The organism is Wolbachia endosymbiont (group A) of Beris morrisii, from assembly GCF_964028185.1.
In the GTDB taxonomy this organism is placed as follows: Bacteria; Pseudomonadota; Alphaproteobacteria; order Rickettsiales; family Anaplasmataceae; genus Wolbachia.
This window is the reverse complement of sequence record NZ_OZ034760.1, coordinates 828,135-843,128: the sequence shown is the minus strand read 5'-3', so window position 1 is coordinate 843,128 and position 14,994 is coordinate 828,135. Positions and strand designations below refer to the sequence as shown.

16 protein-coding genes, 1 tRNA gene and 1 pseudogene are annotated in these 14,994 nt (G+C 34.4%); 6 read left to right on the top strand and 12 right to left on the bottom strand.

Annotated elements, in window-relative coordinates:
* Window positions 1-168: 168 nt before the first annotated feature.
* From gmk to ABWU69_RS04275, 3 genes are read right to left on the bottom strand one after another with little or no spacing between them, the layout of a single operon-like run.
* Entirely contained in the window at window positions 169-774 is a 606-nt protein-coding gene (gmk, locus tag ABWU69_RS04285) for a guanylate kinase (protein ID WP_265026619.1), read from the bottom strand.
* Window positions 758-2,563: a pentapeptide repeat-containing protein gene (locus ABWU69_RS04280; protein ID WP_353284995.1), complete on the bottom strand. Its 1,806-nt coding sequence runs from the start codon at window positions 2,561-2,563 to the stop codon at window positions 758-760. Before ABWU69_RS04280 ends, gmk begins: the two co-directional genes overlap by 17 nt.
* On the bottom strand, window positions 2,556-3,758 hold the full coding sequence (locus ABWU69_RS04275; protein ID WP_353284994.1) for an ankyrin repeat domain-containing protein: 1,203 nt from the start codon (window positions 3,756-3,758) through the stop codon (window positions 2,556-2,558). Before ABWU69_RS04275 ends, ABWU69_RS04280 begins: the two co-directional genes overlap by 8 nt.
* 220 nt (window positions 3,759-3,978) lie before the next feature.
* Here ABWU69_RS04275 and gatB point away from each other — a divergent pair.
* Window positions 3,979-5,394 (top strand): annotated as a pseudogene (gatB, locus tag ABWU69_RS04270) (Asp-tRNA(Asn)/Glu-tRNA(Gln) amidotransferase subunit GatB); the annotation flags it as partial.
* Window positions 5,395-5,493: 99 nt separating this feature from the next.
* Window positions 5,494-7,221, top strand: a complete 1,728-nt coding sequence (locus ABWU69_RS04265; RefSeq protein WP_320157476.1) for an NB-ARC domain-containing protein — start codon at window positions 5,494-5,496, stop codon at window positions 7,219-7,221.
* A gap of 155 nt (window positions 7,222-7,376) precedes the next feature.
* Here the strand turns inward: ABWU69_RS04265 and ABWU69_RS08035 are convergent, their stop codons facing one another.
* The 6 genes from ABWU69_RS08035 to ABWU69_RS04240 form a co-directional block, all read right to left on the bottom strand.
* Complete coding sequence (locus ABWU69_RS08035; RefSeq protein WP_406832528.1) at window positions 7,377-7,796, bottom strand: DedA family protein; 420 nt, start codon at window positions 7,794-7,796, stop codon at window positions 7,377-7,379.
* Window positions 7,797-7,801: 5 nt separating this feature from the next.
* Window positions 7,802-9,175, bottom strand: coding sequence for a cysteine--tRNA ligase (cysS, locus tag ABWU69_RS04260; protein ID WP_265034349.1), 1,374 nt, complete (start codon window positions 9,173-9,175; stop codon window positions 7,802-7,804).
* Window positions 9,168-9,824, bottom strand: a complete 657-nt coding sequence (locus tag ABWU69_RS04255) for an exopolysaccharide biosynthesis protein (RefSeq protein ID WP_265034348.1) — start codon at window positions 9,822-9,824, stop codon at window positions 9,168-9,170. Before ABWU69_RS04255 ends, cysS begins: the two co-directional genes overlap by 8 nt.
* Before the next feature lie 96 nt (window positions 9,825-9,920).
* A complete protein-coding gene (locus tag ABWU69_RS04250; protein WP_264705549.1) occupies window positions 9,921-10,577 on the bottom strand; it encodes an exopolysaccharide biosynthesis protein in 657 nt (218 codons plus the stop codon).
* A gap of 166 nt (window positions 10,578-10,743) precedes the next feature.
* On the bottom strand, window positions 10,744-10,911 hold the full coding sequence (locus ABWU69_RS04245) for a twin-arginine translocase TatA/TatE family subunit (protein ID WP_265025453.1): 168 nt from the start codon (window positions 10,909-10,911) through the stop codon (window positions 10,744-10,746).
* Window positions 10,912-11,238: 327 nt separating this feature from the next.
* The gene (locus tag ABWU69_RS04240) at window positions 11,239-11,967 is read right to left on the bottom strand and encodes an ABC transporter ATP-binding protein (RefSeq protein ID WP_265034347.1); all 729 of its coding nucleotides are present in this window, start codon (window positions 11,965-11,967) and stop codon (window positions 11,239-11,241) included.
* A gap of 147 nt (window positions 11,968-12,114) precedes the next feature.
* Between ABWU69_RS04240 and ABWU69_RS04235 the strand changes: the two genes are divergently transcribed.
* Window positions 12,115-12,191: transfer RNA gene (locus ABWU69_RS04235), tRNA-Arg, on the top strand.
* Here the strand turns inward: ABWU69_RS04235 and ABWU69_RS04230 are convergent.
* The 3 genes from ABWU69_RS04230 to ABWU69_RS04220 form a co-directional block, all read right to left on the bottom strand.
* Window positions 12,180-12,338: a hypothetical protein gene (locus ABWU69_RS04230; protein WP_341812857.1), complete on the bottom strand. Its 159-nt coding sequence runs from the start codon at window positions 12,336-12,338 to the stop codon at window positions 12,180-12,182. The two genes, ABWU69_RS04235 and ABWU69_RS04230, sit on opposite strands and share 12 nt — an antisense overlap.
* A gap of 106 nt (window positions 12,339-12,444) precedes the next feature.
* Window positions 12,445-13,119: a RadC family protein gene (gene radC / locus ABWU69_RS04225; RefSeq protein ID WP_265035658.1), complete on the bottom strand. Its 675-nt coding sequence runs from the start codon at window positions 13,117-13,119 to the stop codon at window positions 12,445-12,447.
* A gap of 133 nt (window positions 13,120-13,252) precedes the next feature.
* Complete coding sequence (locus ABWU69_RS04220; RefSeq protein WP_265034346.1) at window positions 13,253-13,408, bottom strand: hypothetical protein; 156 nt, start codon at window positions 13,406-13,408, stop codon at window positions 13,253-13,255.
* Window positions 13,409-13,447: 39 nt separating this feature from the next.
* Here ABWU69_RS04220 and ABWU69_RS08030 point away from each other — a divergent pair, with 39 nt between their 5' ends.
* The 3 genes from ABWU69_RS08030 to rpsG all read left to right on the top strand — a co-directional run bounded on the left by ABWU69_RS08030 (window position 13,448) and on the right by rpsG (window position 14,979).
* A complete protein-coding gene (locus ABWU69_RS08030; protein WP_410541787.1) occupies window positions 13,448-13,594 on the top strand; it encodes a hypothetical protein in 147 nt (48 codons plus the stop codon).
* Window positions 13,595-14,119: 525 nt separating this feature from the next.
* Entirely contained in the window at window positions 14,120-14,494 is a 375-nt protein-coding gene (gene rpsL / locus ABWU69_RS04205; protein WP_006279787.1) for a 30S ribosomal protein S12, read from the top strand.
* A gap of 5 nt (window positions 14,495-14,499) precedes the next feature.
* A complete protein-coding gene (gene rpsG / locus ABWU69_RS04200; protein WP_007549313.1) occupies window positions 14,500-14,979 on the top strand; it encodes a 30S ribosomal protein S7 in 480 nt (159 codons plus the stop codon).
* Window positions 14,980-14,994 lie beyond the last annotated feature (15 nt).

Below are 14,994 nucleotides of genomic sequence, written 5' to 3'. Positions count from 1 at the left end.
GTTTCTATTAGAAAATCTGTTATCATAGTCAAATCCTCACTTGAACAGTTGCTACTATTTTAACCATTTAATCTTAAAAAATAATAAATATAGCTAAACTGCGAAACGTGCTATTGGCTAAAATAGGATAAGAAACTATAGCTGCAAATATCCAAATTGATGTTTTTATCAGTCTTCCAGACTTGGTTTTTCTTTTAGTTTTTTAAGTCTTTCTTTATTTAGTATGGAGCTTATCTCTTCTACACTTTTATCAATATCATCATTGATTATTACATAATCATATTTATCACGTTTGCTTATCTCTTTTTGAGCTTCGGCTAATCTGCGCTCTATTTCGCTTGCATCATCACTATTACGCTTTTGCAAACGCAACCTAAGCTCTTCCATTGAAGGGGGAAGTATAAAAACACTCACAACTTTTTTTCTCATGAGCTTGAATAAGTGAAATGCTCCTTGCCAATCTATGCTTAGTAAAACGCTTATTCCACTGCTCAGGTTTTGCTCTATAAAATCTCTTGGTATACCATAAAAATTCTCAAAAACTTTGGCGTATTCAAGCATTTGGCCAGCTTTGCATAACTCGTGAAATTTTTCTTCGGTAACGAAAAAATAGTCTTTTCCATTTATTTCGCCGGGGCGAGGCTTGCGCGTAGTCGTAGAAACAGACCTAACTAAATTAGTTGATCGCTCAAGTAATTTTGCTGATATGGTAGTTTTTCCAGCTCCAGAAGGGGAGGATAGAACCAATAATACGCCCTCACTTTTTACGGTCATTTTTCTTTGCATTTTTTAACATGGCACTTTTTGGATCAGAGTTTAAAAAGCTAGAACCTTCTAAATTAGAATTTGATAAGTTGGTGCCAATAAGAGAAGAATTATCAAAGACAGTATAGCGCAAATCGGCTTTTTCAAAATTTGCCTTATTCAAATTAACGTTTACAAACTTTGCTCTACTCAATGTTGAATTAGAAAAATCGGCATTTTCTAAATTCATATTCTTAAATTCAAAGTAAGAATAATTTACATTAAATTTTTCACCCTGTGATATTTTCTCTTGCAAATCTTTAATCGAAGTTATAGCATTTTCTGAACCTGCAAGTTTTTTCTGTCCTTTATTGTCAATCAAAATTGAATTATCAAATTTGCAACCTGTTAAGTGAGCATCAACAACTGAACTTTTATATATGCTTGAAGAGAGAAAAGACATATCACTAATTGTTGAATTACTCAAATTGCTAAGAAAAAAGCTAGTTTTCCTAAAGGCATTAGCGTGAAGCAAAGAAGATCTGAAATCGCTTTCAATAAAATTTGAATTAGTTACTTTTAAATTGGACCAGCTCGAATTATCAGCTAATAAATTAAAGAATGTTGAATTTTCTATTTCACTGGAATCAATATTATGGCGAGAAAGTGTACTGTTATAAACTTGAGAGTCTTGGATTTTTATCTTATACATTGAAGTTGTAGAAAGGTCTGAATCTTCTATCTTCGCAGAGGTGAATAGTGAATGGTCAAAAAATGAGCCATTCATGTTAGAATTTGCAACTTTAGTATTATGAAACTTTCCGTGACGAATGTCAGCATTAAAGACATTAACTTGATGCAGTTCACTAAAACTAAAATCAATATTGGATAAATCAGCATCCTGAAGATTTGTTTCAGAAGCATATGCATGTTTTATCTTGGAACCATTTAGTATAGATTGAACAAAACTTGAATTATCGTCATTCACATAGGAAATTTGTGTGTTGCTTAAATTAGTTTCGTCGAAGTTACTGTCAATTATGATAGAAGAATTAAGGCAGGCATCGGAAAGATTGCTACCTGTAAAGTCTGATTCTTTTAACTCTGCACCATATATGTTAGCATTTTTTAATGAAGAAAATTGTATCTTTAATTTATATGCATCCACTCCAAAGAAACTTGCATTATCAAGGTTGTTTTTCTGCATAACGGTATCGTTTATTTCACTATCACTAAAATTTACGTAGCTAACATTCGAGTTTAATAAGCTAGAAAAACTCATTTTCACATTCGAGAAATTAGTATGCACACCAATTACATTGTGCATACTTACTTTTTTGAGATCGGAACTGATAAAATCAGCATAACTAACATTAGACTGGTCAAATACGATATCTGTTAAATTTGCAGAAACAAATTTTGTAAAACTCAAATTTGTACCTTTTATTTTAATGCCATGTAAATTAGCATTGGAGAAATTAGCACCACGTAAATCAACATCAATGAAAGACACATCTGATAAATCGGTGTTAGAAAAATCAGCACCAATTAGACTTACTCCATCAAAAACAGATTTATTGAGATATAATTGACTAAAATTAGCTCCATTTAAGTTAGAACCAAAACCTTTCTTAAAATCTTCTGGCACGCCCTCTTTGTGGCACTGCACCAAAAATTCAGCAAAGTCTTTTTTGCTGTAAGATACATATTTTACATCATGCAGAGCGTTTAAAAAATCACTAATCGGATTTTTTTCATCATTTATTTCGTTTCCATAACATAAATGACCAACTAAAATTAATATCAAAAATCTAATCATCTTGCTTATCGCACTGTATTTCTTTCGTTTTCACAGCCCAATCGTACATTGCTGAGCTTTCTTTATTGTCTATTTTTCTATCCTCCAAAAGGTGTGGCATCATTTCGGCAATCGCATTTATTATCTTGACCTGCTTTTTTTCGATTGCTATATCAATTGGGGATTGAAAATTATTATTAACTACTCTAAGATCAGCACCTTGTAATAAGAGAAAGCGCACTATGTCTACCTCACCTTGTTTAACTGAATAAATGAGAGGAGTATCACCCAATTTATTTCTAAATCTTAGTATCTCTTGAATTGTTAATCCAATTTTTTCTAGCTTACTTATTACTCCTCTTAAGCAAGTTAAGTTGTTCTTCTTAATGCAGTAAAAAAATTGTTTACTGTAATCGTCAATAAATATAGTTGTAGGAAGATGCTCATTAAGGCTATCATATTGTCGTTTATATATTGACTTGCTTTGTATATCTTTATGACCCCATTCTTTTATTGGTTCTCTGTTTAGCTTTGTCCATTTTTGTAAATTTTTCTTTTCACTTTGCTCTTCTTCATCTTTTTTAGTTATAGGTTTTACTCTATTGCGGTCCTTGGAATTACTGTTTGTTTCTTTCACTTTTTTTTCTTCAGACTGATTCTCTACTTTTTCTTTTTTTCCCTCTAATAATTGACTCGCATCACTTTTTGAAAGTTCATTATCTTTTATATCAATCTTCTGATCAGCTTGTAGATTTTTTTGCGGGTTAGCTGTATTCTCATTTAAATCAGCACTTAAAGGCAAAGGCTCTGGTTTCAAATCTTTATTCACTTCTTTATTGGCCACATTTGGTAAATTTTGAGCAAATTTGTCTGTGCTTCCTTCTAGCTGGTCATTTGGCAAATCTTTATCAATCCTTTCACCTTCACTTATAGTTTTTTCAACCACGAAAGCTTTGTTCTCGTTGTGTTGCAGTTTCTCTTTATCGGTAGTGCCGTCTAATCTTTTGCTCTCAGCCTCTTGTGTTTGTTTAGCATCGACGTTGCTTTTCAACTCATCTTTTTGATTTGTGCTGCTCAGTAAATCTTGCTTCCTTGCACCTACATTTTCGTTTTTATGAACTGATTCAATTTTCTTTTCTTCAAATTGCTCTACAGCAAACAGGATGGGTGATCCGAATACGACAGCTAATAATATAAAATATAAAATATTCTTCATAAATATCCCAAGCATAAGCTTAATTAAAATGATACTATAATCAAATGATTAATCTACAGTAAAAAATGCCTTAGGATTTAATTTATAAAAAAACAATAGATTTTTTGCACTTTAATTACTATAGGTTAAAAAGTTAAGACAAAAAATAAAAATGTGGGTTTTGTTTTGACTTTTTGTGTTAATTTTGCAGAATATTAAGATTATCATTTAAATAAAATACATGACGAAAGAGGATTGGGAAGCGGTAATTGGGCTTGAGGTGCACGCTCAAGTTTCTTCTAATACGAAGCTATTTTCTAGCTCATCAACGGAATTTGGTGCTGAGCATAACACTCAAGTTTCTCTAGTTGATGCAGCAATGCCAGGTACACTGCCAATACTAAATTATTACTGCATAGAGCAAGCAATACGCACCGGTCTTGCACTTTCTGCAGAAATTAATAAGTGTTCTTACTTTGATCGGAAAAATTATTTTTATCCCGATTTACCTCAAGGTTACCAGATAACCCAGTTTTTTGAGCCAATAGTTAAAAATGGTAGAGTATTTATCAACGACAATGAAAAGGAAATAAGAATCGCGAGAATTCATTTAGAGCAAGATGCAGGGAAGAGCGTTCATGAGGAAAGCAAAACTTATGTGGATTTAAATCGTGCAGGAGTTGCTTTAATGGAAATTGTTTCAGAACCAGATCTCCGTTCATCTGCGGAAGCTGCAGAATGCATGAAAAAATTGAGGCAGATTTTGCGTTACATTGGTTCATGTGATGGTGATATGGAAAAGGGATCACTTCGTTGTGATGCAAATGTTTCTGTCCGCCTAAAAGGCAGTAGCACATTTGGCACTCGTTGTGAGATAAAAAATCTGAACTCGATACGTTATATTGTGCAAGCTATAGACTATGAAATACAAAGACAAATTGAAATTTTAGAAAGTGGGGAAGAAATAAGTCAAGATACCTTATTGTTTGACGTTGCTTCGGGAAAAACAAAAGTGATGCGAAACAAAGAGGATGCAAGCGACTATAGATACTTCCCTGAGCCTGATTTATTACCTGTTGAGGTAAGCCAGGAGAAGATTGATTTAATTCAATCATCTTTGCCTGAGTTACCAGATCAAAAAAAGCTGCGATACATTGAGGAATTGGGTATCAACGAATACGATGCAAACGTCATTACTTCCGATAAGGCAACCGCTGATTACTTTGAGGAATTGATAAAAAAACATGATTCAAAGCTCGCGGTTACTTGGTTAACTGTAGAGCTTTTCGGTCGTTTGAATAAAGCAGGTATTGATATTGTGAGCTCTCCAATCAAAGCCAATGCCTTGTTGGAACTCTTAGATTTTATCGTTGATGGAACAATCTCTGCTAAACTTGGCAAACAAATTTTTGATATTATGTTTGAAACTGGCAAACCTGCATCTCTAATTATAGAAGAGCAAGACCTAAAGCAAATAACTGATAAAGGTCAAATAGCAGAAGTTATCGACAAAATCATCAATAACAACCAAGATAAAGTTCAAGAATACAAAAGCGGTAAAACAAGATTATACGGATTCTTTGTTGGCGAAGTTATGAAACTCACCAAGGGAAAAGCCAGCCCTGATGTCGTGAATTCAATTTTGAGTGAAAAGTTAGATAAGGTGCCCGAAGGTTATCCTGCTGGAGAGGTAAAACGCTTTTACCATGGTATTACCTATCAAAAATTGTGGCTCATATTCTTTCTCGAACGTGCGATGGATAAAAAGTGTCCTTTCCTCTTGGCTACGGAAATGGAGTTAGCTGAAGGTTTTGGTGATATTGTTCTTCGGTATGAACAAAACAGAAGAATAATACATAGATTCATACAAATCAAGCACAAGCAAGATGGACACAGAAAAATCAGCATAGGTGACTTATTAACATGGCGAAAAAGTAGTGAATTCAGCTTAGTAAAATATCTTGTTGCTTATTTAAAAATCAAAAGTAGAGGAAAGTTCGAGGGTGAAATAGAAGATTTTGTTATTGCCACAAATGTCGGTTTTGACTTTGAAAGTCTAGCAGATAAGGGAATTTCATTTACAAGGATGAACACAGAAGATGAGTTTCTGAATATAGGCAGTAGTATAAGATATAAATTTGATAATAGTATTATCTCACACTTGCAGGAGAATATGGATTTTATAAAGGGTGAGGTAGGTGGACAAGTTAGCGATGGAGAAATAAATAAGAAAATAGAGGAATTTCTAGATAAATTGGTGTTTGCAGTTAATTTACCTAACCATGCTGAACTGGAAGGATTAATCAAAAATGAGATAAGTAACAAATTGATCGAAAAGTTCAACTACTTTGGTAATGACGAAACTGCTTACAACGCGCTTTTTATGAAAATATGGGGTTGGATGAAGGATAGAGAAGGACGTTTCCTTTCACATAAAGAAGGCGAAGAGCTTTTCCGAAAAGTAGAGATGTGTGCTAGTACTTTAAGTGAGATAAGACAAGAAGTAGAGAAAGGGAATAAAGAAATAGGTAAAATAGCAAAACAACAGCGTAAGGATAGTAAAATACTGCATAAAATACATGCAGTTGCAACAACACAGAATAACAAGCAGATAGAGAAGCCTATTCAGTTTAATATGGTATATCCAGTTGAGATGTTTGTTGGGAGGGACAGCGAATTGCAAGAAATATATGGTAAATTGCATGAAAGTACTGGCAAACTAACGGCAATATCACAAATGGTTGTTATCGGTGGTCTTGGAGGAATAGGAAAAAGTGAGTTAGCTAGGAAATATGCTTATGAGTATAGAAAACATTATGATGGCAATGTTGTATGGGTAAACGCTGAAAACTTTGGAATTATGAAGAATTCTTTTCTGAAGTTAGCTGAGGATGATAAACTAGGTATTCCTCCCCAGGATAAGTACGGAAATGACAAGACGATAGAAACTATTGTTAAAGAAATATATGCTTTCTTTGCAAGAAGGGGAAGGAAAAGCCTGTTCATTTTTGATAATGCTGAGGGATATGAGGATATTAGTAAGTTTTTGCCATTCTCTTTAGGCCAGGACTATAACAAGCCTTGCGTATTAATTACTTCTCGTAGTAAAGATTGGAAAGTAGGAGAAGAGGAAGGTAAGATACAAGTAATACAATTAGATGAGTTTACTGAAACAGAAGCTTTGAGGTTTGTGAAGAAGGCTTTGAATATAAGAAATAATTTACAAGATGAAGAAATAAAAAAACTAACAAAAGAATTGCAGTATTTTCCATTAGCTTTGGGGCAAGCAGTAAAATATATAAACGAAAGCAATATTGTACTAAGTCGTAGAAGTAAGAAAAAAATTAGTGTTAGTGACTACCTGAAAGAGTATGAAGAAGAAGCAGAGAAACTGCTTGACTTTGAATCCAAATATAAAAGTGACTGTTATACTAAAACAACATTTGTAATTTGGAAAATTACAAATGTCCTACCTTGCTCCTGATGATATTTGTATAAGAGAAATTTTTTCAAATAAAGTTACTTTTAGCTCATGGTGCATCCCGTGACTATTGAAATTTTGCATTTAATTTATAGCTCAGCCTCTGTCAGGCCATAGGATGACAGAAGTGGGCTTGAATAGCTGTAGTACTATAGCTGTTATACGCCAAAAGTAAGTATTAGATATAACAAATAGAAGAAATTAGATAGAATGATTAAAGGGGCAAGGATATAAAGGTTTAACTTGAAATAACCTGATAAAATTTGAATCACACTCCCAAGTGCTGGCACCCATGAAAGCAATAAAGTCGCAAAAATTAGCAAGTTTTTTGTGGCTTCTGGCATTGTATATCCGTTTTCTAATTTGTGGTATGATTTTCGTATAGAGATTGTTATTCTACCTAAGTACCAATTAACTATTCCACCAAGGCTTGATCCTAGTACTCCAAAAAATAACATAAGTAGTGGAGTATAATACGACCTGAAATAAAGCATCGTATTGAACACAAAACCTTGATGTATGGGTAAGACTAATGATGATAATAGGCTGTCTTTAAACAGCAGAAAGTAATCTTCCATATAAGTTACCAAGTTGTTGTACCATCTTCATTGTCAGAAATTGTAATCCCCATTTGTTTCAACTGATCCCTTATTTTGTCTGCAGTATCGTAATTTTTATTTTTTTTTGCAATTTTTCTTAAGTCTATCAACCTTTCTATTTCTTGATGATTTACATCCACAGCAAACCACTCTTGATAACTTGACTCAAGAAGACCAATAAATCTGGCACTCTTAACAAAACTCTCAGTTAATTTAAGCTTTTCACTTTCATTACTCATTTTGTTGATTTTTGCAGCCATTTCATGTAATATAGCTAGGGCTTCAGGAATGTTTAAGTCGTTTTTTAAAGCGTCTATAAAATCTTTAGAAATCTCTGCATTACTTTCATCAATATTTATTGTATCTAAACCACGTGATAACCGATTAAATTTATTTAAGGTTTCCTGTGCATCAGAAATAACGTTTTCTGTCCAATCAAGTGGTTTTCTGTAGTGAGTTTTGAGCAGTGCATAGCGTATTACTTCACCCTTTATTCCACTATCTAGCAAATCTCTTACTTTGACTATATTAAATAAGGACTTGCTCATTTTTTCTTCATTTACTGTAAGAAAACCGTTATGCATCCAGTATTTTGCAAACATTGATCCAGCAAATGCAGACTTACTCTGTGCAATTTCATTTTCATGGTGAGGAAATTGTAAATCTATGCCGCCACCATGAATGTCAAAATCCTTGCCAAGGTAAGCATATGACATCGCTGAACACTCTATATGCCATCCTGGTCTTCCTTCTCCCCATGGGCTATTCCAATAACTTGAAAGTTTGTAGTCAATATCACTTGCAGGTTTCCACAGTACAAAATCTCCAGGGTGCTTTTTATTTTCATTAACTTCAACTCTGCTACCTGGAACCAATTCATCAGTTTTTTTTCCTGATAAAGCACCATATTCATGGTAAGATTCTACACTAAAATATACATGTTTATTGGATTCATAAGCATGACCAGATCGCAGCAAATGTTCAATTAATTCTATAATATAATCTACGTTTTCCGTTGCTTTTGGCTCGTGTGTTGGCTCTTTACAATTTATGCTTTCCATATCATCATGAAAAGCTTTAATGTAATATGTGGTTATACTTTCTATGTTGCTATTTTTCTCACTTGCTGCATTAATTATCTTATCATCAATGTCGGTTATGTTACGCACGTAGGTAACTTTGCCATAACAAAACTTAAGTAGCTGAAATAACACATCATACACAACAACAGACCGTGCATTGCCTATATGTGCTGTGTCATATACTGTTGGTCCGCAAACATACATTTTCACATGATCTTTATCGATTGGTGTAAAAAGTTCCTTTTTTTTTGTTAAGGTATTGTAAAGCCTAACCATATACGAAGCTTTTGAGAAAAGAAAATGCCCCAATGATAAGTTGTGGCCCTTTGACTACTACAACAAGAGTAAGCAATAACCCACACAATGATATTAAAACTCCCAATATGGATAGAAACCCATCTTTACTCATAATGCCAAGTGAAATAAGAGTCGTACCAATTGCAGGAATAAAGTTGGTAAGAGGTAATGGAAGAGCTATTGATAACGCACAAAGCAACATTATAAAAGCTAAAATCTTTTCACCGGGCCCATAGAAAATAAAAGACATTCTTGGTTTCATGAACTTTTCTATTTTTCTTAATGCTGGAGAAGTTTTTTCCACCACAAGAGCTAGTGTTGAACGCTGAAAAGATCTTCTTTCCAACCAATGCGGCATCCAAGGAGAATCAAATCCAAATAAAAGTTGCAGTGAGAATAAGATTAAAGGTATAGAAAGAATAGTTGTATAACCAGGTGGAACCGGTATAGGCACCGATAGCGGCAAGGAGAAGATGATTATTAAAATACCAAAACCGCGCTCATGCAAAGCTGTTTTAATGTCAAACAAAGTTACTTTATCGCTATCATTGTTATTGGTATCTGCAACCTCTTTTAGAATATCAGAAGCTAATTTTTTATTTTCGGTCAGTTTCTTACTTTTTTGCACAGTTACTCTTTAATAAAACTATTCTTTCTAACTAACATAATTATTGCCATATTTCAATATGCATTATTCATTTTGCGCTAGTAATTCGTTCTTTTGTTAAAGTGTTGTAAAGCTTTTAAGAAGAGAAAGTGCTCCGGTTATAAGTTGTGGTCCTTTGACTATTACAACAAGAGTAAGCAACAACGCACACAATGATACTAAAACTCCCAATATGGATAGAAACCCGTCTTTACTCATAATGCTAAGTGAAATAAGAGTTGTGCCAATTGCAGGAAGGAAGTGAGTAAAAGGTAATGGAAGAGCTATTATTATTGCACAAAGCAACATCATAAAAGCCAGAATCTTCTCACCAGGCCCATAGAAAATGAAAGACAGTCTTGGCTTCATGAATTTTTCTATTTTTTCTAATACAGGGGAAGTTTTCTCTACCACAAGAGCTAGTGTTGAACGCTGAAAAGATCTTCTTTCTAGCCAACTGGGCATCCAAGGAGAATCAAATCCAAATAGAAGCTGCAGTGAGAATAAGATTAAAGGTATAGAAAGAATAGTTGTATAACCAGGTGGAACCGGTATAGGCACCGATAGCGGCAAGGAGAAGATGATTATTAAAATACCAAAACCGCGCTCATGCAAAGCTGTTTTAATGTCAAACAAAGTTACTTTATCGCTATCATTGTTATTGGTATCTGCAACCTCTTTTAGAATATCAGAAGCTAGTTTTTTATCTTTAGTTAGTTTCTCACTTTTTTGCACAATTATCCTTTAATAAAATATTCCTCCTAAGCTAACATAGTTGTTGCTGTATTTCAATATTTGTTATTTATTTCATACCAACACTTCATCTCTTTCATTCTTTAACCTGACTAAGTTTTTAAACAGATGACATGCACTAAGGTGCATGTCACGAAGTATGAGGACGCTAACGATCTGGTTCGTTAGGCGATAATTTTTCTGAGTCCTTAAGCTCCTGTTTAAGGTTTTTGATGCCTTTTCCTAAATCACCCATAACTTGCGGTAATTTGCCTGCACCAAACAGAACTAAAATTATTATTAAGACTAGAAACAATTGCCATGGTCCTAAACTCATTTCCACCTCCATTTAAAATATTGACCTTTAAATATTAAAACTTGACTGAAGTCAAGTAACACATAGATTATATCACCTTTATTTAATTATAAATCAAGGTTTTTTAATATTTAATTCTATAGCTAACCCAAATTAGGTTTACCGAAACAAATTTTATGGTTGTATTGAACAATTTAAGTTAGCGCGTGACGCTGGAATCTAGATTTTTTTCTATGGTCAAGCCATAAGATGACAAAAGAGTAAACTTTATCTGTGTGAGCTATATCTTATAACAATTCCAGACTAGATTATTTTCTTGCAGCGAATAAGTGGAAACTTTTCGCTTAACTATAGAGTAGAAGAGAGCTCACTAAAAAACTTTGCTAGCGTATCATCTTTAGGCCTATGGTATATATCGCTAGAAACTCCTGATTGAATAATTTTACCATTTTTCATTACGTAGATAAAATCTGCAACTTTCAATGCTTCTTGCGGGTCATGAGTTACCATTAGCACAGGGATATTTTTACTTCTAAAAAGGGACAATATATGTTGTCTTATTCGGCACTTGAGCAGTATATCTAAATTAGAAAATGGTTCATCTAACAACACAACATCAGGGTTTTGTGCCATCACTCTTGCTATTGCAACTAATTGTTGCTGTCCTCCAGATAAGGCGTTAGGGTACATATTTTCGTATTTTTCTATATTGAGTAACTTCAAAATTTCCAATGCAATTAGGTGCTTTTCTCTCTTGGAAGAGCTGCGGATAGCAAAGGTTATATTTTCTACTACTGTTTTATGAGGAAATAATGCAGAATGCTGAAAAATCAATCCGATATTTCTATGCTCTATAGTGACTGATGCCTTATTGCTTGCAACTAACCTATCATTTATAAAAATAGTTCCAGATTTTGGATTTTCTATCCCCGCAATTAATTTCAAAATTGTTGACTTGCCACAGCCAGAATGCCCCAATAAACATGCAACATTTCCTTTCTTTACTTTAATGTTTATATTGTTTAAAGCAAAGTCGTTTTGATTGTTATAGAAATAACCAATGTTGTTAACTAGCATTAATCTTACTTAAACCATGTTATTAAATATAATAGCATTATACTCAAGAAGTACAGAAATGTTTTTTGTCGTCATAAATTGGTTATGCAAGAAATCTAGAAAAGAAAGGATTTTTTGCTATAACTTTACATGAATGGTAGGAAACACGGGACTATAGCTCAGCAGGATAGAGCGTTGGACTCCTAATCCGAAGGTCGTGCGTTCGAATCGCACTAGTCCCACCACATTGCTTCACAAATTTCATGGAGATTTTTTTTCACAAATACACACACCTTTTTTTGCGGTTTTGAGATATAAATTCCCTTTAAGTTAATATGTATAGCTGGCCCAAGCAACACGTCATACCGCCGCGGTATCTCAGCCGCTAACACGTAGCGGAATGACGAGTTACTATACCGCCGCGGTATCTCTTAGCCGCTAACAAGTAGCGGGATGACGATTGTCGGTAAACCTAAGTTACTGTAGCTATAAAAGCTTTCACAATAACCTATTTTCCTTGAAACTAAAATAGCTACTGAATGTAATAATAATGTGATCTATTAATTCTATTCCTATACTTTGGCAAGCTTCTGCTAGTTGTCTAGTGAGAGATATATCGCTATTTGAAGGTTGTGTATCTCCGCTTGGATGATTGTGAGATATTACAATGGACGTTGAACCAATCAAAAGTGCGCGCTTGATGATCTCTCTGACATAAAGAGGAGTTTGATCTACTGTACCAATGTTTTGCAGGTCTTCCGCTATTAGACGATACTTTTTATTCATATAGATGACGCGAAAATTTTCCTTATTGAGGCTTCCTATACTTGTTCTTAAATAATCAAGCAATTTTTCCCAGTTATCGATTATAGGCAGGTCTTTTATTTCTTCTCTTGCAGAACGAACAAAGGCTTGTTTTACACAAAAGATGGCAGATATCGCTGCATTGCTGACACCATCAACGTTTTGCAGTGCTTCCAGGTCAGCATTAAAAACTTTATTCAAACTGCCAAAATTTTCTATCAAACTCTTTGCTATCGGTTTTACATCAATTCTACTGTATGCTGAATATAAAATGTGCTCTAAAACTTCATAATCAAGTAATGATTGTCCATTATCTAAAATAATTTTCTCTCTTAGGCGCTTTCTATGCCCCTTTTTGTAATTTTTCATCATTAATGAATTGCCTATCTCTTATATAATAAGAAATTAGATTTTTAAGTAAAATATTTAATAAAGCGCGTGACGCACAATTGTAAATTTTTGAAGACAGCAAATGGTGTCATGAAAGTAGCTAACGCGAGCTCTACGTCATACCGTCGCGGTATCTCTTAGCCGCTAACAAGTAGCGGGATGACGAGGTTATCGTCATACTGCCGCGAACTGTCATACTGTCACGGTATCTCTGAGCATAGATCCCGCTAACACGTAGCGGAATGACGATTGTCAGGCTAGCTGTCATCCCAGTTTGGAATCCAGGAAAAAGAATGGTGTCATCCCAGTGCTCCTTTTTTTGTCATCCCAGTGCCCAGACACTGGGATCCAGGAAAGTTTGCTTGTTTACAAGCAAACTAGCATAGAAAGTGGTTACAACTTTTTCGATGAGATTATATGGAAAACTGGATTCCAGTGTCAAGCACTGGAATGACATCACAGGGGCACTGACCTCTCTTGGGCTCTTTTAGCTATAAACATTAAGAAATTTACCAAATAAAAAAAAGGCAAAAAAAGCCCCGTGGTGCGAGTTTTGACCCTATAATAATTTAAACTGGCGCTGTAATAATGTGCTAACGCTTAAAATAAGCGCGATTTGGCTGAATGTAGAAAAAATAAAAAAGACATGCAGCCGCTATAATTTTATGTAATCCGCCAATAAATACCCTGAGTTTTTTACTGAATTTTGTCATTGAGCCTGCAGGTCAAAAACAAGTTTTGAGTCATAAATACCCTTATTGTCATAATAAGGGGGCTGGCAAAGGGTGTCAAGCAAGTTTTTCGTTTCTACTGAATGACAATTGCGGCTTGGGAGGTGATGCAAGAAGTCTACTGATGGCTTTCAAAGCAGTTGAGCTTAATTATTAGAGTAGTAATTTTTATTTTTATATTGACTATTGAGGTTTATTATTTTATAACTAAAAACTTAGTTATTTTAATGAGCTTGAGTTTATAACATATGCCTACGATAAATCAATTAATACGTAAGGGTAGATTAGGATTGACCCATAAGAAAAAGGTACCAGCTTTGGGAGAAAGCAACCCTCAAAGGAGGGGTGTTTGCACTAAGGTGTATACTACAACTCCTAGGAAGCCTAACTCAGCACTCCGTAAAGTAGCCAGAGTAAAAATTAGTGGGTATGGTGAAGTGACAGCTTATATACCTGGTGAAGGTCATAATTTACAAGAGCACTCTGTTGTTTTGATACGTGGTGGGCGGGTTAAAGATTTGCCAGGTGTGCGTTATCACATAATAAGAGGTGCCCTTGATCTGCGTGGTGTGCAAAATCGAAAGAAAGCTCGTTCAAAATATGGTGTAAAGAAATCTGGTTAAAGTTTATGGCTCGTCGGAATAAAGCAAAAAAAAGAGAAATAAGTCCTGATTCGCGTTATGGCAGTGTTTTGCTGATGCGTTTCATTAATACAATCATGAAATGTGGTAAAAAATCTACTGCAGAAAAGATTATCTATGACGCTTTGTCTTTAGCTGAAAAGAAAATAGGTGAAGGTGGGTTATCAATTTTTGAAACAGCGGTAGGAAATGTTACTCCTTCTATAGAAGTGCGTTCTCGACGCATTGGTGGTGCAACTTATCAAGTGCCTGTTGAAGTTCGACAAGATAGAGCGGTTTCTTTAGCGTTAAGGTGGATTGCTAAAGCAACTTCTGCTGCTCGAAAAAAGAGTGGAAAAACCACTGTTGATTGTTTGCAATCTGAAATACTGGATGCTTATAATAAACGCGGTGGTGCGTTTAAGATGTGCGAAGAAAAATATAAAATGGCTGAGGCTAATAAAGCATTTTCTCATCTTCGTTTTTAATGTTAGCTAATTAAT

Coding starts and splice junctions, on each gene's coding strand:
- ABWU69_RS04220 (WP_265034346.1), bottom strand. CDS start 13,408: ATGACAGCTAGCCTGACAATCGTCATTCCGCTACGTGTTAGCGGGATC.
- ABWU69_RS08035 (WP_406832528.1), bottom strand. CDS start 7,796: ATGGAAGATTACTTTCTGCTGTTTAAAGACAGCCTATTATCATCATTA.
- radC (WP_265035658.1), bottom strand. CDS start 13,119: ATGAAAAATTACAAAAAGGGGCATAGAAAGCGCCTAAGAGAGAAAATT.
- gmk (WP_265026619.1), bottom strand. CDS start 774: ATGACCGTAAAAAGTGAGGGCGTATTATTGGTTCTATCCTCCCCTTCT.
- rpsL (WP_006279787.1), top strand. CDS start 14,120: ATGCCTACGATAAATCAATTAATACGTAAGGGTAGATTAGGATTGACC.
- ABWU69_RS04275 (WP_353284994.1), bottom strand. CDS start 3,758: ATGAAGAATATTTTATATTTTATATTATTAGCTGTCGTATTCGGATCA.
- ABWU69_RS04280 (WP_353284995.1), bottom strand. CDS start 2,563: ATGATTAGATTTTTGATATTAATTTTAGTTGGTCATTTATGTTATGGA.
- rpsG (WP_007549313.1), top strand. CDS start 14,500: ATGGCTCGTCGGAATAAAGCAAAAAAAAGAGAAATAAGTCCTGATTCG.
- ABWU69_RS04240 (WP_265034347.1), bottom strand. CDS start 11,967: ATGCTAGTTAACAACATTGGTTATTTCTATAACAATCAAAACGACTTT.
- ABWU69_RS04265 (WP_320157476.1), top strand. CDS start 5,494: ATGGATAAAAAGTGTCCTTTCCTCTTGGCTACGGAAATGGAGTTAGCT.
- cysS (WP_265034349.1), bottom strand. CDS start 9,175: ATGGTTAGGCTTTACAATACCTTAACAAAAAAAAAGGAACTTTTTACA.
- ABWU69_RS04245 (WP_265025453.1), bottom strand. CDS start 10,911: ATGAGTTTAGGACCATGGCAATTGTTTCTAGTCTTAATAATAATTTTA.